This is a genomic window from Paenibacillus sp. FSL R5-0490 (assembly GCF_001956215.1).
In the GTDB taxonomy this organism is placed as follows: domain Bacteria; phylum Bacillota; class Bacilli; order Bacillales; family Cytobacillaceae; genus Cytobacillus.
Map to the genome: position 1 here is coordinate 78,899 of NZ_MRTQ01000003.1, position 21,162 is coordinate 100,060.

Below are 21,162 nucleotides of genomic sequence, written 5' to 3' on the forward strand. Positions count from 1 at the left end.
TGAAGGCAAGCCAGACAATTTTAATTATTGAGGTGCAAAAAATGGATCTCAAAAAGCTAATAGCTCAGGATCATTTCAAAGTGCAGCGAAAAACACTCACAGCTCAGGAAGTGGCTGATTATATTGGTGTCCATCCTGACACGATTTATACGATGGTCCGAGAAAAGCAAATCCCCCATTTCCGGGTTAGGCGAAGAATTTTCTTTTCTCTGGAAACGATCAATGCCTGGATGCGTGACCAAGAACAAAAAAGTCTGGAGGCGATGTAAATGAATCAACTGCAGCCTATTTGCCAGAGAGGTAAGCGAGTATTAACTACCACTCAGCTTGCAGAAGCTTTTGGAACAGAAGCAAAAATTATTAACCGTAACTTTCAAAGAAATGCAGATCGGTATGTTCAAGGCAAGCATTATTTTGCCTTATCCGGAGAAGAATTACGAGAATTCAAAGGGTCACGTCAATTTGACGACAGCCTTAAATTTACTTCTATTCTCTATCTTTGGACCGAAAAAGGAGCTTGGCTTCACGCTAAATCACTTAATACTGAGCAGGCATGGGATGCTTACGAAAGGCTGGTCGATGAATACTACACCATTAAAGAAGACATTGTTCCTCTTTCAAAAGATCAGGCTCTTGTCACGGTGTTGAGAACAACTGCAGATCTTATGGAGGATACTCAAATCATTAAAGCTGAACAACACAAAATCAGAAAGCTTGTCTATGAAATTGATCATAAAGTTGAAGAGCATATCACTCTTAGCAGTGGCGAACAACGCCGTGTGCAGAAAGGAATTGCTCAAAAGGTATATGAGCTAGAAAGTAATCCAGATTTCCGATCAAAGCTCTTCAGGGAACTACATCGGGAAATAAAGGATCGTTTTGGTGTAGCAAGCTACAAAGACATTAAGAGAAAGGAACTTCAATCAGCTCTCAGCTACATAGAAAACTGGTTTCCTAGAAAAGTTTCATGAGCGAAGGCACCGAACGAAGCTGCCAGGCTCAAAAAAATTCGGTGCACTTCCTTTCATCTATTAATTTTAATAGCAATCTATTAATTTGTCGGTTCCATACTGGAACCTTTCCAAATTGGAACATAGAAGGGAGGGAGAAAGGATTGACTTTCGGCGCAGTATTGAAAGCATGCCGGGAGCGAGCAGGTCTTACCCAGGAGGAAATCGCAGAGAAACTTCATCGTTCACGGAGTTGTATTTCAAAATTTGAAACAGATAAAAAAACATTAGATGTCGCTACTTTAATCAAGTGGGCAGATGTTACCTCAGCTAAAGATGTGGCATGTGCCATTGTGACAGGGGTAGATCCAGTGATGATATTGCAGCAGTTAATGCCGTTGATAGGAGGAATAATCCAATGGTTCTAACCAGAAAAGAGAAGCTGGAACAATTGATTAAGAAATTAAAGAGCCAAGGAGTAAAGATTGATTGGGCAGTTAGAATACGTACTTCAAAGGAGGGTTCTTAAGTGGACTTGGGCTATGTCCTAGCTATGATTTTTGGAACCTACTTTATTTTTATCATGGGAATTTTAATTGGAGATTTTACTTCAAATCAAAAAGAAAAGCAGTAAGCTCACCACAGCTCACTGCCACTAAATATCGATATGCTTATTCTACCACCACTAGAATAGGGCGGCAAGAATCTTTGTTCCTGCCGCGATAAGTCGGAACAAATATCTACCATTCCCCCATCATCTACGTTTCGGCTTATCGCGGTGTGAATAAAGCACCTAATACATAGAGAGGAGGATAAAAATGAATCATCCTATGATTGACCAAATAGAGCGGTCCGGATATCCGAATATGGTAACACAGCCTGAACATGTAGGATTCGATTATTTTGGTGACGAAATCCTTGATGGTGACGACATAGTGGAATATGACGGTGAAATCATCTTGAAGGACAACTTGGATCGGTTCTTAACAGAAGTGATGGAATTTGAATTTAGAACAGCATAAAAAATGACTCCTGTTGGCGCAGGAGTCGGTAATGATTGGCTAATTATTTTGTACCGTCATTTTAGCATATAGGCTCTTGACGGTAAAGGGGGGACTAGAATTGGCGCTAAACAATGCAGTTCCTACAAAGGATATGAGCCGGTACGAATGGCTGCAAGAACGGGCTAAAGGAATCGGCGGGAGTGACGCTGGAATCATTCTTGGAGTTAATAAATTTCGTACACCTTTTGAACTTTGGCTTGAAAAAACAGGCCAAGTCGAACCACAGGAAACTGATAATGAAGCAATTTACTGGGGAAATCAAATGGAAAATGTGGTTGCCAAGGAGTTTGAAAAGCGTACAGGTAAAAAGGTACGCCGAACAAATTTCATGTACAGCCATTCCAAGTATCCATTTATTAAAGCAAACGTTGACCGTTTAGTTGTTGGAGAATCAGCGGTTTTGGAATGCAAGACAGCCAGTGCGTATCTCGCTAAAGAGTGGGAAGGCGAAGAAGTTCCGGCAAGCTACCTTGTGCAGCTCCAGCATTATCTAGGAGTGACTGAAAAGGAAAAGGGTTATATCGCTGTTCTTATCGGTGGCAACAAGTTCATCTGGAAGGAAGTAAAGCGAGACCAGGAGCTTATCGATATGATTTTCAATGCTGAAAAGCACTTTTGGGAATTTCACGTACTGAAAGGGCATGCTCCGGTGTTAGATGGATCCAGTGCAGCTGAGAAGTATTTAAAAGAGAAGTACGCTTGTGCTGTGAAGGATAAAGAAATGGTCCTTCCATCTGATTATAAAGACTTGCTGGTTCAATATGAGAAAGTGAAATCTGATGAAAAGCTGATTAAAACAGCAAAAACCGAAATTGAAAACAAATTAAGAGAAGTATTGAAGGATGCTGAAACAGGTATTACTGATCAATTTATTGTCACTTGGAAGAATCAGAGTAGAAAAAGTGTGGATTCGAAAGCACTGAAAGAAAAGTTTCCGGACATTTACAAAAAAGTTTTGAAAGAATCCTCGTTCCGAAAATTTGCTGTAAAGGAGATTAATTGATGGCGACTAATACAGAATTGAAAAATCAATTAGCTAATAGGCAGGAGACAGCAGCAAAGCAGGTATCAGCTCAATCACTTGGACTTAAAAGTTTATTAAATACGCCAACAATGCAAAAGAAATTTGAGCAGGTATTGGCCAATAAAGCTCCTCAATTTATGGCATCCGTTCTTAATTTATATAACGGAGATCCTGGTCTAAGAGAAGCTGAGCCTATGTCCATAGTATCCAGTGCAATGGTTGCTGCATCTCTCGATTTACCAGTTGATAAAAATTTAGGTTACGCCTGGATTGTTGCTTTTTATGATTCTAAAAAGGGGTATAAGACAGCACAGTTCCAGCTGGGATACAAAGGATACATTCAGCTGGCATTAAGAAGTGGCCAGTACAAGGCCATAAATGTAATACCGGTATATGAAGGAGAACTCCTAAAGTGGAATCGTCTAACGGAGGAAATTGACCTTGATTTGGATGCCAGGAAAAGTGATAAGGTCATCGGTTATTGTGGCTACTTTAGGTTGGTCAATGGCTTTGAAAAAACGGTTTATTGGACCCGAGATGAGGTCGAGGCGCACAGGATTAAGCATAACAAGGCAAAAGATAAGAAGTCACTTAATAATGTTTGGCGTACTGATTATGATGCCATGGCAATGAAAACAGTTCTTAGGAACATGTTAGGCAAATGGGGTATCTTGTCCATCGATATGCAAAAAGCATTCTCAGAAGACGAGCAGGAGCGTGAGGTAAAAGATATTACGGATGAGGCTAATGAGTTTGATGAGCCAATTCAGTACGACTCTCCAAGCAAGCAAGAGCATGTATCAGATGAAGAGCCTGAAATTATTGACACGGATCAAAAGAAGAAAAAAACTAGCAAAAATATGTCCGCCCAGGAATCATTGGACATAGATTTTGAAGATGCAGAGTAACAAAACAAATATCCTCCTTCCAGCATGGATCTGGGAGGAGGCTAAAGATAAAGAACACTTGAAAATGCTTGTTTTAGAGTATATGCGGCGGTATCCGGATTACAAAGTAAAAGGGGTTAAAAACGGATTTGCTGTCTGTGAGAGGGAGTGAGTCACATGCTTGTTAAGACCATTCGTATACCAAACGGAGATGTATTTTCAAAGTATTTTATATTCAAATGTGATAGATGCGATGAAACTATCGGGGAATCTGATCCACACATACCAGAGGAGCAAAAACATTATTGTTGGGAATGCAGTTTCATTTTAGGAAAGATAACGGAAGTGGAGTTCCTAAAATGTTCAGGGGTGTCCGTACCAAATTCTCATGCTTCGGTAATTGATGGGGAAATCTTGATATGGATAGGCAGTAAACCACCCTGGGAGCAGACAAATAAGGATATTAGGAGCTCCGGTAAATATAAAGAATGGCGAACTTTGGTTTTGGAAAGAGACAAATACACATGTCAGCATTGTGGGCAAGTTGGGGGAGAGTTAAACGCTCATCATATAAAACCGTTTGCTAAATATGAGAATTTAAGATTCGAAGTTTCAAATGGTCTAACCTTATGCGTGCCATGTCATAAAAATGTCCATAGGAAGTAGGTGATACGGTGCCCGAAAGTTATCCATTTCCGACCTATTCAGGATTATTAGAGCCGAAACATTACAAAAAAATTGGATCAGCATTGTGGCTTTTTCTCTGGTGCGTCAGCTCCACTACAAAAGAAATTGAACGAGATGGAGTAACCTGGGGCATCGTGTTAGGAAATAAGCCATTAAAACGCTCCGAGTTGGCAGAACCTTTTGGAGTGAGCGAAAGAACTGTTCAAAGGTGGCTGGATGATCTGGAAACACATGGTTACATAAAGATCACCCGTGCTCCTTATGGCTACATTTTAACTGTGAAAAACTCCAAAAAATACAATAAAGAGAGAGTGGACAAAAATGTCCAGTCTGATGGAGACCGGACAAAAACGTCCAGCCCAGAGTGGACAGAAATGTCCAGTTATGTGGACAAAAGTGTCCACTCTAATAAAGATATTACAAAGATAAATAATACTACTATTACTATTACTAAAGAAAATGACCCAGTAGATATTATTGCTGAAAGATTCATAGAGTTACGAACGATACAAGAAGGACGTTCTGTTTACCCAACAACAAAAGATTATGAAGCAATCGCCCGGATTGTCGCCCGTGGTATGCCGTTGTCACAAACAATCAAATTGCTTGAACAGTGTTTTGCTGAATATAAAGAACGTCAGCCAAATGGAGCCATTAAAGCCTTCGGTTACTGTGAAAAATACATCATGGATCATTATGATGCCTTAGTAGCAAGAGAACAGGCAAAAGAAGCAGCTAAAAACGTTAAGCCTTTTAAAAGCAATAATTCTTATAAACCTAAGGGTATGCGATCCAAGCCAATACGGACGGAAATGCTGCCAGATTGGTTTTCTGATGGAAACCTACAGGATGAAAAGCCTAAACTTTTAAAGAATGAGCAGCAGGAACTTGCTAAGAAGAAAGCAGATTTGCAGGAAAAACTTAAACTATTAAGATCAGGGAGTTGATACTATGGGGATCCTTTATGAATCCGTTATGCAGCAGAAAAGGAATATCCTCATCAAAAGATTGTCAGAATTGAATATTTCTAAGGCTCAGTCAGGAAAGAGTATTAACGATTGTGATTACGAAGAACTGAAATATGAGCTTGTACTGGCATCCTTTCGGGAGATTGATGCGGAGGCTGCACCAAATAAATGGTTTTGAAGGGAGATATGAAAAATGACTATCACAAATGTTAAGTTAGTTACTCGCTGTCCAAAATGTCTGGCCAAGGGGACTGTGATCGGCCATCGAAATAACCTCTTATTACTTGAGTGCAGGGACTGTAATAAACGTTGGAATACTTACTCCAAGACTTGCAAGATTTGTGGAAAGCCAAATTACTTCTACGTTGAGGGTCCCTGCGTTAAATGTTATTCAGAAAAACATAATGCCGTCTGAAGTTAATAAAATCGGTATGCAGAAGTTTTAGAGTGATGAGCAGATATAATGGCTTTACACTTAGGGCAGGTGACATTATCTACTTTTTTAAATTGAATCTTCTTAAAATCACTTCTTGTAAATGTAGAAAAGACATGGTATTTAACGCCACATAAGCAATAGTTTTGATCCTTAATTATATGTCTTAGACCAGGCTCTTTACTGTATACTGTCGGGAAAATCATGAATTTCAACACCCTTTCTTTAGTTAAAAAAATAGGCAAACTAGAAAGGTAATGTATTGGTAATATATTGTGTGCAACTCGGCTGCCATGACAAATAAGCTGTTTTAGGCCCGTGGCTTTGCGTCTTTTACTTTCGTAAAATTTGCCCAGAGGAAATACTAGCATAATTTAGGTATAATGTCATATTTTGTAGGTTTTTGTAACAAAAATGTAATGATGTTTACGAATGGGAAAAATAGCATTATTAGGGGGACTAGGCGGTGAGGGAATGAAGCAATTAGATTTATTTTCCTTCGCCCTTGAGGATCAAATCGCTGAACTAAAACAAGGCGAAGAGTTGGAGTTTTACAGAGGGATGGAACGGCTGCTGATCCGTCATCATGAAAAATACAAGGGCGTTTGTCATTATCAGGGACCTGATTTCTCTGGTGTAGCATTTCATCTTGATGAAAGGGAAGGATTAGATTTGTTTGTTGCCAAGATAAATAGGTGGCTGGAAGAGTAAGACAAGGAAGCAAAAGAGTAAACTAGGTATTCTTTCGAATTCTAAAAGTATACTCCCTGCATTTTTTGTAAATGTTAAGAGAAAAACAAGGGAGGATTTTTAGTTGGAATGGATTTTTTATCTATACCTGATAAATACGTTTTTTATCTTAATCATAGCAATTCGGGATGTGCGTAGGCCTGCCAAGGCTTTGAATTGGATAATAATCGTCCTTCTTTTTCCTATCATTGGTTTCTTGCTTTATCTTAGCATATCAAATCCTAAGTTTATTCATCGGAAAAGATTGACCTCTTCTAAAAGTGAATCTAATAAATTACCTGATACATTTGGTGATTCAGCATCGGTAATCGCCGATGCTTTACGGCACTTCACTGTGAATGGGCTACGAACGGGCCAAGTCCAAGTATTTGACAATGGAATAGCAAAATATGAACAGCTCATTGAATCCCTCCAAAAAGCCCAAAAAACGATTGATCTGGAATATTTCATATTTAGGAATGACCAAATTGGTAGTAGCATCACGGAACTACTAATCGAAAAAGCAGTAAACGGAGTGCGGGTTCGTTTTATGAGAGATGGTTTGGGGAGTTATAAATTTCCGCGTGAAAAAATCCGACAGATGGTCGAAGCAGGGATAGAATGCAGGACAATATTTCCTTTACGATTTCCTTGGATCTTTTCTTATTGGAATTATCGGGATCATTGTAGAATTGTCACAATTGACGAAAAAGTAGCTTTTACTGGATGCATGAACGTAGGATATGAATATACAGGATTGAAGCCTGACGTTGGCTTCTGGCGGGATACCCACTTGCAAATCATAGGAGATGCATTGGTCGATTTACAGACTGTCTTTGATGTTCATTGGAATATGGCAGTGCCGGAAAAAATAAAATCAAAAACTAACCCGAAAACAAAGTCTGATGTAATCAATCCAATCGGAAGAGAAGATCATGTCGGATGGTCAGCCGAATTGGGATCGGAGTTGAGCACCCTAGATTATAATGAGATAGACATATCGCCAAAAACAAGGACATTGCAAAAAGCGTATATCCATACGTTGGAAGGAAACCCTGGAATTCCTACCCCATTTATTCGTCAAACTTACTTTATATGTATAACACAGGCGACTAAGACTATTGATATAACAACACCCTATTTTGTACCGGAAACAGATATTATCATGGCATTAAAGACAGCAGTAGCTCGAGGTGTGAGCGTAAGATTGCTGGTTCCTCGCCACAATAATCAAAAAATCGTGGAATTTGCAAGCCGTACTTATTATGGGGAACTTATAGAAGCTGGTGTACAAATCTACCAGTACGACAAAGGAATGATTCATACCAAGGTGTTGACTATAGATGAGGAGATTGCTGCCGTAGGCTCAGCAAACTATGATATGAGAAGTTTTCGCCTGAATTATGAGGTATGTCAAGTCTTGTACAGTACTGATGTGGCGAGGGAACTCACAGATCAGTTCGAACGTGATCTAATGGACTCTATTCCATTAAATATTGAAGACTTGCTGGAACGCCCCCTGACCGAGCGCATTGTTGAACAGAGTGCCCGCCTGCTTTCTTCATTATTATAAGTTGATGTATTCTGTTTTTATTGTTCTATCTTAAATCTAGATTTAAAAAATTTCATTGTTTTTATCATTTGAAAAAAGTCGAAAACCCGTGTTAGAAGAACTTTCAACATGGGTTTTTTTCTTATTTACGATGGAATTCATTACTAAAAAACGGTAATACTAAAAAGGCAGTTCAAAGAGTTTGAATTCAAAAATATCTGTTACCTTTTAATTTAAATATAGGGGTGATATCAATAGATAATATATTTGAAAATCTTAATGAAATACGTTTATTAGAAGATAAGCTGTATCATTTAGAATTAAATGGTTGGCTAAAAAATGAGTTTTTAACTTGGGAATGGTGGATACTAGTCGTTTTTTTAGTTGTGCCTTGGGTTATATGGGCTAAACTTGTTAAACGAGACAATATTTTAGAAATTTTGTTATTTGGTACCATAATTATCTTGACAACAACCTTATTAGATGTAGTTGGTGCACAATATAGTTTTTGGGATTACCCCATTGCATTCCTACCTTTTATTCCTCGGGCCTTTCCTTTTGATTTTTCAATGGTACCTGTAGCTTACATGTTGTTATATCAATATTTTAGAACATGGATGCCTATATAGGTGAACCCTTTTGCGAGTGGGTCAAACTTGTTAATTATTTAGAGTGGAGATACAGATATTCATTCATATATTACATCATTGTTGGAATTGTAACTCGAGCTTTAATACTAAAACTAGCCTCTTTATCTAAACCTCAAGATCTTACAACTAAGTAAAATTTAAATTGGAGGAAAAAACTTTGGAAGAAGTTAATATTGGTTTACTGACGATCAAAGTCATCGTTGGTTTTGCAACTTTATTTTTTATCATTATCATAACAGGCAGAACATCCATCTATCAGTTAACCCCGTTTCACTTAGTTTTTGTGTTAGTACTTGGAGATTTTTTAGGAAATACCATTTATGAAAATAAGGTAGGGATTTTTCACTTTTTATATGCCATCGGATTGTGGACGCTTCTCATGTTGGGGATAGAGTTCTTGACTCTAAAAAATAAATCGACACGTTCTCTCTTATTGGGCGATCCTAACATCATTATTCGGGATGGTGTAATGGATAGAAAGTTACTTAAAAAGAACAAATTGGATGTAAATCAAGTATTAAGTATACTTCGACAAAATCAGGTTTTTTCTGTTCGCGAAGTCAAATACGGTATATTGGAAGCTAATGGGCAAATAAGTATATTATTACAATCGAAGTATCAAAAACCAGACAAGCAAGATCTCAGTCTTCTAGAAAGTTCAGTATACCTCCCAACAGCGTTAATTATAGATGGGGAAGTATTAAGGGATAATTTACATGAACTCGGATTTGATCAACAGTGGTTAGATAATCAATTAACTACCAATGGCTATGATAATGTTAAACGTATACTCTACGCAGATTGGCGAGAGAATGAAGGAATTCATATTAGTCCATTTTAAAATTCTATTAGGATATTAGCATATGTTTGTGAATGGCCATTTGGATTTTAAATATTAATTAGTGTTTTTATAAAAAATGAAACAGAGAATTTGTATCTCGACTCTTATTTGAAATTTAAAATGTTATCTGCATTTTGATTGATACTTGAAAATTAATTTATCAAGAGATTGACTGTTTCTTATAGTTTCAGGGTCATCTAACCCTTTTCTTAATCCGGTTTCCAAAAGCACTTTTCTATAAAATTTAATCTTTTTTCTAAGCTCTCGGCAGAAACGACACATTATTTTGCTCCTTTAAATAATAAAAGTCCAGGAACCATTATTACAGATAAAGGAAAAACATTAAATGATTTCGACAAAACTTGTCAAAAAACGACAAAAATTAGTAATAAGAAAAAGCCAGGATTTCTCCCGGCCGACCTAATATAATTTTAACACATGGGAGGGGTTCCTGGTGAAAACCAATATAGAAAAAATGACAGCTGAAATCGATTTAATGAAAAATGCAGTGTATATCGTAAAAGACGGCCATCTAGTATTAGCCGATACCCCGCCAAAAGGGTATGGTAAACAAGTGATTTCCTGGCAATCAGGGAAGCCTTCTCATTATGAATTGAATTATTCGATCAAGTTATAGGTACAATTTATTTACCCCATAACTTTCTAAGATTAATTGGCACAATTTCAGTACCGTTTATTTGTTTATGTATTATTGGGTTTGCAAAGGGATCGTGTGTGAAAGTATTATCTAGTTCATTGCTGGAACGGGGGCGTACATCAACACCAAGGACACTTCGAATCATTTTGTGGTATGTCATAGCTGTTCATCTCCTTTGTATTTATTAGATTTATTATTTTTAATTGCTCAATAAAAAATTCATAAAAAAACAAAATAAGTCTACTGGAACAACCAGGGGCACTGAATGGCGTATTAAGCGTTGTTTGGTGTCCATTTTTATTTTATCCAAAGGAGTGTTTTTAATGAAAGAAGCTGCCAGCAAACAAATAGAATCCATTCTTAAGGACTATCATTGGATGATAAACTCAATTAAGATACTCAGGGACTCAATGAAAGGTGCAGGAGAAGGGCTCACTGCTCAATATGGAGATGCAGCTGGGATGCCAAAAGTTCAAGGCACCACAAGCGACCCTGTTTATAGAGAGTGTGTACGCAGGGAGAAGCGATTTTCAGTTATTCATAAGTACGAAGAAAAGATTTCTGTTATTCAGGATCGGATGCATCTTATTACGGATGATAGGGAGATCGAGGTTCTTCATTGGCTGCTTGAGGGGAAAAGTTATCGTTGGATTGCTATGCATATGGGGCTGTCACATACCCACATCGGACGTATTAAAGATTCTATTGTTAAGAAAATGAGTGAATGTGTTCCAAATGTTAAAAATGGTACAAATGATACGAAGTTGCTAAAACATAAATCTGCTTGCTAGACTTGAAGGCAGGACGGGGAGGCGGTAATAAGCTGCTTCCTCTATATTTGTTCGATGATACATATTCAAGTGAATTATTTACAGGAAAATATCTCCTTTTGTCGAATAGTGGTGTAAAGGGGGGTGTAATAGATGAAAAAATTCAAAGTAAGATTTAGCTTCGACCATGAGAATTCTAAAACTTTAGAAATAGAAGGGGAATCTGCAGAACAATTGCTTAACAAGTTAACCAGTCATTCTGGTTGGTACATTGATAGTAAAGCAGAGACTGCAATCAACATGAACCTTGTGACAAGAATAAGCTTTGCAAAACCTGCAAGAGCCTCTGCAGTTAGTGGCTTGTAATCGTGGTAAATATAGCATCCTTCGGGGTGCTTTTTTTCTTTATTCAAAACAAACACAAATACCAGGAGGTGGCGGGTGATGTAGCATGGCTGAGAAATATGTTCAAGCTGAAAAAGATTACGTCAAAGGCATGAAGTACAAAGACATTGCTGAGAAATATCAGGTGTCACTGAATACTGTCAAGTCGTGGAAAAAGAGATATGGCTGGAAACGTGAAAGGGGTGCACCAAAAGAAAAAGGTGTGCACACAAAAAAGCGAGGTGCTCCAAAAGGAAATATCAATGCAAAAGGCAACAGAGGAGGAGCTGCACCAAAAGGAAACTCAAATGCAGTTACTCATGGATTGTTTTCTAAGTTCCTTCCAGATGAATCATTAGAAATCATGAACCATTTGCAGGAGCATTCCCCAGCTGATTTAATCTGGGATCAAATACAGATTCAATATGCTGCTATTATTCGTGCACAGAAAATCATGTTTGTTGAAAACAAAGACGATATAACTAAGGTCTTAAAAAAGAAAAAGGACTCAAATTTTGGCGAGGAAAGAGAATGGGAATATCAATTCGCTTGGGATAAGCATGCTAACTTTTTAAATGCTCAGTCCAGGGCTATGGGTGAGCTGCGTTCCCTTATTAAGCAATTTGATGAGATGGCACACATTCATGATGAGCGCAGGATGAAACTTGAACTTATGAGGGCTAATATTGAGAAAACTAAAGCTGAAATCAAACAAGAGGGTGGAGATGCCAGCAAGGTCGTTATTGTTAATGACAAAGAAGCAATGAGGAAGGCGTTAGAAAATGACAGTCAACACAATTAATGTCATGGATCTAATGAACGTCAATTTCTATTCCCTCTGGCTTGCTGAACAGTCTCATATAGTCGCAAAAGGCGGCCGTTCCTCAATGAAATCCTCAGTGATTAGTCTTAAGCTTGTGGTTGATTTTTTGGAAGATGACCAGGGCAATGTCGTTTGTTTAAGGAAAGTAGGAAAATATCTTTCTACCTCTATTTATGAGCAGATTAAATGGGCCATTTACATGCTTGGTGTTGAGGATGAGTTCTATTTCGGAAAGTCTCCCCTCATAATTCGTCATAAGGCCACCAATACAGCCTTTTATTTTTATGGCGTTGACGATCCAATGAAGATTAAGTCGGCCAAAATAGCAAAAGGGTATGTCATGGCCCTCTGGTTTGAGGAAGCTGCTGAATTTGCAGGTGTGGAAGATATTGATATTGTAGAAGATACCTTTATCCGGCAGGAGATTGAAGGCAAAGAGGTTAAGGTATATTTCTCATACAACCCTCCCAGAAATCCTTATAGTTGGATTAATGAGTGGTTAGAAACTAAGGCCAGGGATGATGATTATTTCATTCATCATTCAACGTACCTTGATGATAAAAAAGGGTTTTTATCCGAGCAGATGATCCGGAAGATTGAGAAGTACAAAGAGAATGATGAGGATTACTGGCGTTGGATGTATGCCGGTGAGGTTATTGGTCTTGGTGACATGGTGTACAATATGGCTCATTTTAAAGAGATCGATGAGCTGCCGAAAGATGACGATATTGTTCTTATCGATATTGCCATTGATACAGGGCACCAAGTTTCTGCGACCACATTCTTGGCCTTCGGATTTACGAAAAAACGGAATGTAATTCTACTTGATACCTTTTACTATAGCCCGGAAAATAAAGTCGTAAAAAAGGCTCCGAGCGAGCTGTCAAAGGATTTAAGAGAATGGATGGATAAAATCCAGCAAACCTATCATCGGCACTTTGATCAGCAAACCATCGATTCTGCAGAGGGAGCTTTGCGGAACCAATTCTTTAAAGATTATGGAATACGTCTTCATCCGGTAGTTAAGAAAAAGAAAATAGATATGATCGACAACGTCCAGGACTTATTAGCTCAGGGGCGTTTTTTTGTGCTTAAAACAGCAGCCAATGAGATTTTCCTGACTGAACATAAAAAATACCAATGGGATGCTGATACCTTACAGAGCGATGATCCGAAGGTTATAAAGATTGATGATCATACCTGCGATGCATTCCAATATTATGTTCAGGATAATTTGAGGAAGCTTGGATTGAAATATTAAGGCGGTGACAACCGATGTTTAAAAACATGCTGGCCCGCATAAGGCAGGTGATGTACAGAATGGGATTAATTAAAGGTATTCAGAAGCTGGCTGATCACAAGGATATCCAGATTAATGAGGATTTCTACAAAGATATTGGGAATTGGAAAGCTCTCTATAAAGGGTATTTTAGCGAATGGCATGATATCAAATATACAACGATTTCTGGGCAGAAAAAACGCCGTATGGCTTCCTTGAACATGCCAAAGGTGGTTTCACAGGAGCTAGCCACATTAATCTTTAATGAGCGCTGCGAGATAAATATTTCAGACAAGACTTTGTCTGAGAACATTCATGATGTCTTTAAGAATAATAATTTCGTTAAGAAATTTCAGGATTACTTAGAATACCAGTTTGCTATGGGTGGCATGGTGATCAAGCCTTATGTAGAGGATGGAAAATTAAAGCTCTCCTATGTAACAGCTGATTGTTTTATCCCGATTAGCTGGGACCATAACACCATTCGAGAGGCTGTTTTCATAAATGAATTCTCTAAGAAAGGAAAGAAATACACTCACCTGGAATGGCACCTGTGGGATGGGGAGACCTATCTAATCCGGAATGAAGTCTATGAAAATAATCCAGGTGAGGAATTAGGGGTTAAGGTTCCACTGAAGCAATTTTTCCCGAATCTTGAAGAGGAGATTAGGATATCCAATTACAAGCGACCGGGTTTTGTCTACTTTAAGCCAAACATAGCCAATAACTTGGATACTACAAGTCCATTAGGTATTTCGATTTTCGCTAATGCACTTGATACGCTGCACTCCTTGGATATCGCTTTTGACTCCTATCAACGGGAATTCAAGCTTGGGAAAAAGAGGATCTTAGTACCGGATACAGCTATTCAAACCGTTATTGACCCACTAACTGGTCAGATGCACCGTTATTTTGATGCCGAAGATGAAGTTTACCAGGCAATGGCTCTTGGCGATATGGATGCCAATAAAATAGCAGACATTTCAGCAACACTTCGAGTAGAGGAACATATTTCAGCTATCAATTCCTTGCTCAATGTCTTGGCAATGCAAATAGGCTTCTCTTCAGGTGCATTCACTTTTGATGGCCAGGGAGTTAAGACAGCAACAGAGGTTGTTTCGGAAAACTCTAAGACTTTCCGTACGAAGCAAAGTCATGAAAACCTCATTGAAGCAGGCATTCAGGAACTAGTCGAATGTATCATTCAGGTCGCTGAGTTATATCAGTTATTTTCTCGGCCAGAAGGAGAATATGAAGTCACAGTTGCTTTTGATGATTCTATAGCAGAAGACCAAAACGCAGAGATTGCAAAGCAGGTTCAGCTGGTTACCAATCAACTGACTTCTAAGAAAAAGGCGATTATGAAGATCCATGGTTTTTCAGAAGAAGAAGCTGAGCAATTACTGAAGGAAATTGCAGAAGAAAATGAAACAGCAACGGCTGAAGCAATTGATTTCTTTGGTCTTAACAAAGATAGACAAGACCAGGGAGGGACCTAATGGAACCACTAAGGCAGCAGCAATTAACAATGCCTGTTATCGAAGTCTTTCTATCTATTGAGGAAGAAATCCTTTTAAACATAGCCAAGATCCTGAAACAAGGAAAAAGCCTGCTGGAAGAAGATGTAGAAAGGTGGCAAACCGAGAAGCTTGGACAATTAGGAAAATTAACACAGCAAAATATTATAACCATAGCAAAATACGCGGAACTTTCGGTAGAAACTGTAACAGCTATGCTTGAGGAAGCTGGATATGAGGCTGTCACTGATTCAGAAATGGAACTGATAGAAGCTGTTGCTCAAGGAATCTTGCTGCAACCTCCTTTACCTAAAGAAAGCCCTGTTCTTGAAGCGGTATTAGTGTCTTTTCAAAGGCAAGCAAGGGAATCTTTCAACCTGATCAATACAACTATGTTAAATCAGTCTCAGCAAATATATTTAAATATCTTGAATGAAACAACAGGAAAGGTCTTGGCCGGCACAAAAACACCAAGACAAGCGCTGGCAGAGACAGCTGCAAGATGGGCAGAACACGGAGTTCCTGCTCTTATTCGAAAAGATGGGGCCAAAATGTCAACGGAAGCCTATGTATCTATGGTTACAAGGTCAATGTCAAACAGTGTTGCCAATGAAATGCAATTTGCTCGAATGGAAGAATACGGCGCAGATTTGGTTGAAGTCAGTTCCCATATAGGAGCAAGGCCAAAATGTGCAAAGTACCAGGGGAAAATCTTTTCAAGATCAGGGAGCAGTAATAAATACCCTCCTCTTTCATCTACTAGCTATGGCGAACCCGATGGACTTAGGGGGATTAATTGCCGGCATGTTTTTTATCCCTTTATTGAAGGTTTTTCAAAGCGTGTCTATAGGCCTTACCCAGCTGCAGAAAACAGGAAGGCCTACGAGGAAAGCCAGAAACAGAGGCACTTAGAAAGGGAAATCAGGAAAGCTAAAAGACAATTAGCCGTTGCTGAAGCCCTGGGTGAATCTGAAGCCATTGATGCTGCTAAAAAGAAAGTACGGCAGCGACAAGCTAACATGAGAGATTTTATTGACGATACTGGCCGAACAAGGCGGTATGAGCGAGAAAAGGCTTATTAATAGTAGTGCGTCTTTTTAAAGGTTAGACGCCATAAAGAAACGGAACCTTTTGCGTGAGGTGTGACACGTTAAAAAACATTAAAAAGGAGATTAATATAGATGGATTTAAAAGAATTACTTGGTGAAGAACTTTATAAGCAAGTCATGGAAAAAGTGGGAGATAATAAGATTGCGATTGTTTCTGATGGAAATTGGATCCCGAAAAGCAAGTTTGATGATGCCCTTGATAACGCAAAGGATCTTAAAAAACAGCTAAAAGATCGCGACTCTCAGCTTGAAGATCTTAAAGCCAAAGCTACAGGCAATGAGGAATTAACAGCCAAGATTCAAGAACTTACCGACTTAAATAAAAAGACTGTTCAAGACTATGAAGCCAAGATCCAAGATCAGGCTTTTAATTTTGCCCTTAAAACGGCATTAACGGGTGCAAAGGCCAAGAACCCTAAAGCAGTTGAAGCTCTTTTAAATAAGGATTCTATCAAGCTTGATGGAGATAAGCTCCTTGGCTTGGAAGATCAGTTGAAAGCATTGCAGAAAAGCGATGCTTATTTATTTGAAACAGAGCAGCAGGTAAGTAAGCCAACATTCTCTCAAGGACAACACCAAACCACTTCAGGTGGTGAGCCTAGCACTCTTTTAGATGCACTAAATCAAAGGTTTTCAACAACCAATAATTAAGATTAGGAGATGATTGCTCATGCCAATTACTTTAGAGCAAGCAAAGGTTGGAATGGCAGACCATATTGACCAGCAGGTTATCGATGAATTTCGTCGTGCTTCCTTCCTATTAGATCAGCTAACATTCGATAATGCTGTTTCACCTGGTACAGGTGGATCAACTTTAACATACGGTTACACCCGTTTAAAAACTCCTTCAACTGCTGGTTTCCGTGAAATTAATAGCGAATACACAGCAAATGAAGCAGACCGCGAAAACCAATATGTGAATCTTAAAATATTTGGTGGAGCGTTTAAAATTGACCGTGTAATTCAAGATACTAGTGGTCAAATCAACGAAATGAATTTTCAAATGCAGCAAAAGATTAAAGGTGCTGCCAATCTGTTTCATTACACTGTAATTAATGGAGATTCAGCTGTCGATTCCAAAGCGTTTGATGGGTTAGACAAGGCGCTTACTGGTTCTAATACAGAATTAAACACTGATTCTGTAATTGATATCTCAGATGAAGCAGGATTAGAAAGTAAGAAGTTTGCTTTGTTGGATGAAATCGATAATTTCTTAGCGGAACTAGATGGCCGGCCAACGATGCTGATGGGGAACAGTAAATTAATCACCAAAATCAAATCGGTTGCCCGCCGGGCTGGTTATGCTACAAAATCTGAGGATGGCTTTGGACGCACAGTAACAGGGTATGATGGAATCCCACTGGTTGATCTTGAGTATTTCTATGACGGTACTTCAACAATTCCAGTTGTTCCAATCATTAATCGTACGGTTGGTACCGAGCAAACAGGATTAACAGATCTTTATGCTGTTTCCCTTGGAATGGATGGATTTCATGGTGTATCACCTACCGGTAATAAAGTAATTCGTACTTTCTTGCCTGATTTCAACTCTCCAGGAGCGGTTAAGACAGGCGAGGTTGAAATGGTGGCTGCTGTAGCCCTTAAAGCTACCCGAAAAGCCGGTGTTCTCCGAAATATTAAAGTTCAATAAAGAAGGGAGCTTTTTATATGGTTAAAATTAAAAGCCCTAACCCTAATTACAATGGGAATAGCGCATCCCTTCAATTTGTTAATGGAGAGGCTGAAACCGATAATAAATGGTTGGTCGAGTGGTTTAAGAATAAAGGTTATACAGTTGAGGAATCTAAAGAGCCTAAAAAGAAGAACCAAGGTCAAGCTAAAAAGCCTGAAGGTAAGAAGGATGAGTAGTCATGCCTTATATTGATCAGGCTTTTTATAATGATGTGTACAAAGGTACTCCCATGGATGCTGAAACCTTCACAATGCTTGAAGAAAGGGCTTCAGATGTCGTTGATATGATAACAAATTATCGGTTAGTCAGAGTAGACCTTTCACATAAGCCAGAACTAATTAGAAACAATGTTAAAAAGGCGGTTGCAGCCCAAATTGAATTTATGTATTCAGAAGGTGGGGAATTGTCAGTTCATGGCGGTTCCCCTTCTTCAGTTAGTGTAGGGGGCTTTATTTATACCAAAGGATCCGGTGTGAAAGTAGTTTCTGAAATGGCCCGCAGTTTTTTAAGGCCAACGGGATTGCTGTACATGGGAGTTGAGGTTAGATGCTAAGAATAAGGCCGATTCCCCGGAATCTATTAATCCATGAAGCTACTTATGAACAGTTTGAAGAGAATGGGCGGTATGGTGAAACTTATTTGCCTGCCGTCACCCTAAAAAACATCAGGATCAACTTTGAAAAAAGCTTTAGCCGGGCAGGAGATACAGAAAGCAAAAGTGTAAAAGCCCTATTATTCTTTGACCAAAATAATTCAAGTTCCTCTGGCATATTTGAATTCAAGGAAAAATCAAAGGTGACATTCCAGGGCGTACCGATGCAAGTTCAGCGGGTTAATCCTCTGTATACCGACACCCTTCATCATTATGAGGTGGAGTTAATATGATCAGTTTCAGCGTGAATTTGGAATTGGGGAATATCCAACAACGGGTTGAAGAAGCGGTAGATGCTGGACAGACACAGCTGGATCAGGAAGTTTTGAAGGGTTCAAACTATTTCATTCCCAAAGATACCGGGGAACTTGAACGTTCAGGGATTCGGGCTTCACAAATCGGAAATGGAAAGATTATTTGGGATCAACCATATGCCAGAAAGCTTTATTACAACCCGCAATATAACTTCTCCAAAGATGCAAACCCAAATGCACAAGGGCTATGGTTTGAAGCTGCAAAAGCCAGGTTCCTTAGTGATTGGGTGCGCATGACACAACAGGCCATTAATCGGCACTTGTAAGAAAGGGATGATTTTTCCCAATGCCTTCAGATTTTATTGATGACATGGCAAATCACTTGGAAGAAAACTTTTCTTTATTTGACTCTCTGTCAGTTGATGTTCTGCCAGAGGATTTAAATGCTATCACAATCAGAAGAACGCCAGCTGCACCTTTGGAGCGATATTTGGACGATTCAAGGGATTGGATCATAGCCTTTCAAATCCTTGTTAAACATCAAAATCAAGGCCAAGCCATCGATACTATGAATCAATTAACCATTTACCTTGATGAATTGGGACCGAATGCGGTTACTTCTGCTGAAGGATCCTATCAATTTATTAAGTCAGAGATTTATACAATGCCTATTTTGGTTGAGAAAGACAGCCGGGGCAGTTATATCTATTCAGCATTATTTAATGCCACTATAACTAAAAATTAGGGGGGGATTATGAATGGCGGGTTTTGAACTCAATTCAGCACACAAATTTGAAATTGATACAGCACAGGATATAAGCGGAACTGCTTCAACTTATGAGCGGGTTGCAGCTGGTATCAACACATTCGATCCACAATGGAATGAGGAAATTGATCAAACTCCTTATTTTGATGGTGATGGGTTCGGTTCTTCTGATGTAACAAGTGCACAATTAGTAATTGCCTTTGAGGGCCACAGAAAATATGGTGATGCTGCTCAAGATTTTATTGCTGGCCTTCAAATTGAAATGGGGGAAGCACGAAAAACTAATTTCCGTTGGACTGAACCTGACGGGGGATCATTTGAAGGTTGGGCAACTATTGCAAATATAGTTGCAGGTTCAGGAGCTGCTAATGAAAAAAGTACATTCAGCTTTGAGGTGCATTTCAATGGAAAACCAACTTACACGCCACCAACAACAGGTGCTTAATTAATCAAACCTACCTGACAAAGGGGAGCAAAACAATGGCAATCAAAATTGATGTTCAAAAAACTTATGAAGAAGTTAAGATTGCAGACAAGATTTATAGAATGTATCTCAATGATGCGAAATTGAGGGAATATGACAAGGTCTTTAGAAAGTTCCGTAAAGAATCCGTGAAAATGAGCGAAAGGGATTATTCCAAAATGACGGATAAAGAACAAAAGTCAGCGGAAAAAGAGAATTACGAAATTATGTTTAGCGTTGTGGAACTTCTTTTGGGTGAAGGATCCTTTGAAAAGGTCTATAAAGATACTGGGAATTCATTGCTTGTTATGGCTGATATTATCATGCAGCTGATGGAAGTAGTCGGAAAGAGAATGCAGGCCTTTAAAAAGAGAGAAAAAGCCTATTACACAGGGAAATAAAGCTTATGAAACTTACGGAAAGATTTATAGATGAAACAGAATTTCAAGGCCAAATAATTAAGCTAAATCTTGCCTTTGATAATGTTCTACGGGTTTCTGAACTCCTATCTGATGAAACGTTTGATGAAATAGAAAAGCTTGATATTCTATTTGAAATGCTTGTGAAAAATGCCTATGAATTGGAACTCTCTATTTTCGAGATAAGCCAATTGATAGGCTTTCTTTTTGACGAAATCCTATTTCCTAAGAAACCTGAAAACGGTGGAAAAAGCTATTTTGATTTTGAACAAGATACTGCCTTTATTTATGCTTCGTTCCTCCAAGATTACAAGATTGACCTTTTTGAAATGCAAGGCAAACTGCATTGGCAGAAGTTTTTGGCATTATTAGATAGCTTATCTGATAATACGAAATTTAAAGAGGTTGTGGCAATTAGAGCGCAGAAAATCCCTGCACCTACTAAATACAACCAGCAAGAACGGAACAGGATTATTGAATTGAAGCGGATTTATAGGCTCAAAAATGAATGGCCTTCCCTTGAAGAAGCTGATGCAACTTTAACAGCGATAGGTAACGCGTTAAAGAAATCCTACAAAAAGGGTAGGTGA

General features: G+C 38.7%; 31 protein-coding genes and 1 riboswitch. Of the genes, 30 read left to right on the forward strand and 1 reads right to left on the reverse strand.

Annotated elements, in window-relative coordinates; all coding sequences use genetic code 11:
* Positions 1–80: 80 nt before the first annotated feature.
* The 13 genes from BK139_RS03350 to BK139_RS03410 all read left to right on the forward strand — a co-directional run bounded on the left by BK139_RS03350 (position 81) and on the right by BK139_RS03410 (position 9,785).
* Positions 81–269 carry a helix-turn-helix domain-containing protein gene (locus tag BK139_RS03350; RefSeq protein ID WP_026041684.1) on the forward strand — a complete coding sequence of 63 codons (189 nt, stop codon included), beginning with the start codon at positions 81–83 and terminating at the stop codon, positions 267–269.
* Positions 270–971 carry an ORF6N domain-containing protein gene (locus tag BK139_RS03355; protein WP_076256763.1) on the forward strand — a complete coding sequence of 234 codons (702 nt, stop codon included), beginning with the start codon at positions 270–272 and terminating at the stop codon, positions 969–971.
* Between the two features lie 143 nt (positions 972–1,114).
* A complete protein-coding gene (locus tag BK139_RS03360; protein WP_009330644.1) occupies positions 1,115–1,378 on the forward strand; it encodes a helix-turn-helix domain-containing protein in 264 nt (87 codons plus the stop codon).
* Between the two features lie 390 nt (positions 1,379–1,768).
* Complete coding sequence (locus tag BK139_RS03365) at positions 1,769–1,972, forward strand: YqaI family protein (protein WP_076256765.1); 204 nt, start codon at positions 1,769–1,771, stop codon at positions 1,970–1,972.
* A 133-nt stretch (positions 1,973–2,105) separates the two neighbouring features.
* Positions 2,106–3,017 carry a YqaJ viral recombinase family nuclease gene (locus tag BK139_RS03370; protein WP_175609053.1) on the forward strand — a complete coding sequence of 304 codons (912 nt, stop codon included), beginning with the start codon at positions 2,106–2,108 and terminating at the stop codon, positions 3,015–3,017.
* On the forward strand, positions 3,017–3,946 hold the full coding sequence (locus BK139_RS03375; RefSeq protein WP_076256769.1) for a recombinase RecT: 930 nt from the start codon (positions 3,017–3,019) through the stop codon (positions 3,944–3,946). The genes BK139_RS03370 and BK139_RS03375 overlap by 1 nt, the downstream gene beginning before the upstream one ends.
* A 156-nt stretch (positions 3,947–4,102) precedes the next feature.
* The gene (locus BK139_RS03380) at positions 4,103–4,591 is read left to right on the forward strand and encodes an HNH endonuclease (protein ID WP_076256771.1); all 489 of its coding nucleotides are present in this window, start codon (positions 4,103–4,105) and stop codon (positions 4,589–4,591) included.
* An 8-nt stretch (positions 4,592–4,599) separates the two neighbouring features.
* Positions 4,600–5,559: an HTH domain-containing protein gene (locus BK139_RS03385; RefSeq protein ID WP_076256773.1), complete on the forward strand. Its 960-nt coding sequence runs from the start codon at positions 4,600–4,602 to the stop codon at positions 5,557–5,559.
* A 4-nt stretch (positions 5,560–5,563) separates the two neighbouring features.
* Entirely contained in the window at positions 5,564–5,758 is a 195-nt protein-coding gene (locus tag BK139_RS03390; RefSeq protein WP_076256775.1) for a hypothetical protein, read from the forward strand.
* Positions 5,759–6,288: 530 nt separating this feature from the next.
* Positions 6,289–6,376, reverse strand: a riboswitch (cyclic di-GMP riboswitch).
* Positions 6,377–6,487: 111 nt separating this feature from the next.
* Positions 6,488–6,724, forward strand: coding sequence for a hypothetical protein (locus BK139_RS03395; RefSeq protein ID WP_076256985.1), 237 nt, complete (start codon positions 6,488–6,490; stop codon positions 6,722–6,724).
* Between the two features lie 103 nt (positions 6,725–6,827).
* Positions 6,828–8,315, forward strand: coding sequence for a phospholipase D-like domain-containing protein (locus BK139_RS03400; protein ID WP_076256777.1), 1,488 nt, complete (start codon positions 6,828–6,830; stop codon positions 8,313–8,315).
* Positions 8,316–8,539: 224 nt separating this feature from the next.
* Positions 8,540–8,923, forward strand: coding sequence for a CBO0543 family protein (locus tag BK139_RS03405; RefSeq protein WP_286147815.1), 384 nt, complete (start codon positions 8,540–8,542; stop codon positions 8,921–8,923).
* A 178-nt stretch (positions 8,924–9,101) separates the two neighbouring features.
* Complete coding sequence (locus tag BK139_RS03410) at positions 9,102–9,785, forward strand: DUF421 domain-containing protein (protein ID WP_019381529.1); 684 nt, start codon at positions 9,102–9,104, stop codon at positions 9,783–9,785.
* Between the two features lie 123 nt (positions 9,786–9,908).
* Here the strand turns inward: BK139_RS03410 and BK139_RS03415 are convergent, their stop codons facing one another.
* Entirely contained in the window at positions 9,909–10,067 is a 159-nt protein-coding gene (locus BK139_RS03415; protein ID WP_019381530.1) for an aspartyl-phosphate phosphatase Spo0E family protein, read from the reverse strand.
* A gap of 172 nt (positions 10,068–10,239) precedes the next feature.
* On the opposite strand from BK139_RS03415, the gene BK139_RS03420 reads away from it, so the two are divergent.
* The 17 genes from BK139_RS03420 to BK139_RS03500 all read left to right on the forward strand — a co-directional run bounded on the left by BK139_RS03420 (position 10,240) and on the right by BK139_RS03500 (position 21,162).
* Positions 10,240–10,422 carry a DUF3954 domain-containing protein gene (locus BK139_RS03420; RefSeq protein WP_019381531.1) on the forward strand — a complete coding sequence of 61 codons (183 nt, stop codon included), beginning with the start codon at positions 10,240–10,242 and terminating at the stop codon, positions 10,420–10,422.
* A gap of 344 nt (positions 10,423–10,766) precedes the next feature.
* Positions 10,767–11,234, forward strand: a complete 468-nt coding sequence (locus BK139_RS03425; RefSeq protein ID WP_076256778.1) for a helix-turn-helix transcriptional regulator — start codon at positions 10,767–10,769, stop codon at positions 11,232–11,234.
* 132 nt (positions 11,235–11,366) lie between these two features.
* Positions 11,367–11,579 carry a hypothetical protein gene (locus tag BK139_RS03430; protein WP_076256780.1) on the forward strand — a complete coding sequence of 71 codons (213 nt, stop codon included), beginning with the start codon at positions 11,367–11,369 and terminating at the stop codon, positions 11,577–11,579.
* A gap of 85 nt (positions 11,580–11,664) precedes the next feature.
* A complete protein-coding gene (terS, locus tag BK139_RS03435; RefSeq protein ID WP_076256781.1) occupies positions 11,665–12,399 on the forward strand; it encodes a phage terminase small subunit in 735 nt (244 codons plus the stop codon).
* On the forward strand, positions 12,380–13,681 hold the full coding sequence (locus tag BK139_RS03440) for a PBSX family phage terminase large subunit (RefSeq protein WP_076256783.1): 1,302 nt from the start codon (positions 12,380–12,382) through the stop codon (positions 13,679–13,681). Before terS ends, BK139_RS03440 begins: the two co-directional genes overlap by 20 nt.
* Before the next feature lie 14 nt (positions 13,682–13,695).
* Positions 13,696–15,198: a phage portal protein gene (locus BK139_RS03445; protein WP_076256784.1), complete on the forward strand. Its 1,503-nt coding sequence runs from the start codon at positions 13,696–13,698 to the stop codon at positions 15,196–15,198.
* Positions 15,198–16,298, forward strand: a complete 1,101-nt coding sequence (locus BK139_RS03450) for a phage minor capsid protein (protein WP_076256786.1) — start codon at positions 15,198–15,200, stop codon at positions 16,296–16,298. The genes BK139_RS03445 and BK139_RS03450 overlap by 1 nt, the downstream gene beginning before the upstream one ends.
* A 99-nt stretch (positions 16,299–16,397) precedes the next feature.
* Positions 16,398–16,976 (forward strand): phage scaffolding protein, encoded by a 579-nt coding sequence (locus tag BK139_RS03455; protein WP_076256788.1) that lies wholly within the window; start codon positions 16,398–16,400, stop codon positions 16,974–16,976.
* A 19-nt stretch (positions 16,977–16,995) separates the two neighbouring features.
* Complete coding sequence (locus BK139_RS03460) at positions 16,996–17,976, forward strand: major capsid protein (RefSeq protein ID WP_076256789.1); 981 nt, start codon at positions 16,996–16,998, stop codon at positions 17,974–17,976.
* Between the two features lie 17 nt (positions 17,977–17,993).
* Positions 17,994–18,194 carry a hypothetical protein gene (locus BK139_RS03465; RefSeq protein ID WP_076256791.1) on the forward strand — a complete coding sequence of 67 codons (201 nt, stop codon included), beginning with the start codon at positions 17,994–17,996 and terminating at the stop codon, positions 18,192–18,194.
* A 2-nt stretch (positions 18,195–18,196) separates the two neighbouring features.
* Positions 18,197–18,571 (forward strand): head-tail connector protein, encoded by a 375-nt coding sequence (locus BK139_RS03470; protein WP_076256793.1) that lies wholly within the window; start codon positions 18,197–18,199, stop codon positions 18,569–18,571.
* The gene (locus BK139_RS03475; protein WP_076256794.1) at positions 18,565–18,903 is read left to right on the forward strand and encodes a putative minor capsid protein; all 339 of its coding nucleotides are present in this window, start codon (positions 18,565–18,567) and stop codon (positions 18,901–18,903) included. The genes BK139_RS03470 and BK139_RS03475 overlap by 7 nt, the downstream gene beginning before the upstream one ends.
* Positions 18,900–19,250, forward strand: a complete 351-nt coding sequence (locus BK139_RS03480) for a minor capsid protein (protein ID WP_076256796.1) — start codon at positions 18,900–18,902, stop codon at positions 19,248–19,250. The genes BK139_RS03475 and BK139_RS03480 overlap by 4 nt, the downstream gene beginning before the upstream one ends.
* Positions 19,251–19,270: 20 nt before the next feature.
* Positions 19,271–19,669 carry a phage tail terminator protein gene (locus tag BK139_RS03485; protein ID WP_076256797.1) on the forward strand — a complete coding sequence of 133 codons (399 nt, stop codon included), beginning with the start codon at positions 19,271–19,273 and terminating at the stop codon, positions 19,667–19,669.
* A 13-nt stretch (positions 19,670–19,682) separates the two neighbouring features.
* Complete coding sequence (locus BK139_RS03490) at positions 19,683–20,135, forward strand: phage tail tube protein (RefSeq protein ID WP_076256799.1); 453 nt, start codon at positions 19,683–19,685, stop codon at positions 20,133–20,135.
* 35 nt (positions 20,136–20,170) lie between these two features.
* The gene (locus BK139_RS03495; protein ID WP_076256800.1) at positions 20,171–20,554 is read left to right on the forward strand and encodes a hypothetical protein; all 384 of its coding nucleotides are present in this window, start codon (positions 20,171–20,173) and stop codon (positions 20,552–20,554) included.
* Between the two features lie 5 nt (positions 20,555–20,559).
* Entirely contained in the window at positions 20,560–21,162 is a 603-nt protein-coding gene (locus BK139_RS03500; RefSeq protein ID WP_076256802.1) for a Gp15 family bacteriophage protein, read from the forward strand.